Here is an 812-nt window from a genome sequence, read left to right on the forward strand (position 1 = left end):
GGGCGCCTTCGCCTGCACCGGCGCGCTGGCCTGCTCGCTGCCGGCAGGCACGCTGCCGGGTAGCTACGCCCTGAGCTACACGGCCACCGTCGATGCGGATGCCACTGGCACGGTCGGCAATGTCGTCGTCGCCAGCAACCCCGCCGGCGGCAACGACCCCGATCCGGTGTGCGTCACCTGCACGACCGAACACGAGATCGCGCCGACCGCGATCACCGTGGCGAAAGCGGCCGACCCCGCCGCCGGCAGCACCGCCGCGCCGGGCGACACCTTGACCTACACGGTGACGGTGACGGTGGCGAACTCGGCCACCACCGAGGTGCTGACCCTGCTCGACACGCTGGGAACCGGCCTGACCTTCGGTACGGTCACCGACGCAGGTGCCTTCGCCTGCGGCGGCGCGCTGATCTGCACATTGCCGGCCGGCACACTGCCGGGCACCTACGCCCTGCGTTACACCGCCACCGTCGATGCCGCCGCCACCGGCACGGTCGGAAACGTCGTCGTCGCCAGCAACCCTGCCGGCGGGAGCGATCCCGATCCGGTGTGTGCGACCTGCACGACCGAGCACGACATCGTGGCCACCGCGATCACCGTGGCGAAAGCGGCCGATCCCGCCGCCGGCAGCACCGTCGTGCCGGGCGACACCTTGACCTACACGGTGACGGTGACGGTGGCGAACTCGGCCACCACCGAGGTGCTGACCCTGGTCGACACGCTGGGCGTGGGCCTGACCTTCGGTGCGGTGACCGATGCGGGCGCCTTCGCCTGCACCGGCGCGCTGGCCTGCTCGCTGCCGGCAGGCACGCTGC

1 pseudogene is annotated in these 812 nt (G+C 72.0%); it reads left to right on the top strand.

Annotation, left to right across the window (positions count from 1 at the left end):
• Window positions 1–812 (top strand): annotated as a pseudogene (locus RG19_RS18550) (DUF11 domain-containing protein); the annotation flags it as partial.

It is taken from the genome of Luteimonas abyssi (assembly GCF_001482195.1).
Lineage (GTDB): Bacteria > Pseudomonadota > Gammaproteobacteria > Xanthomonadales > Xanthomonadaceae > Luteimonas > Luteimonas abyssi.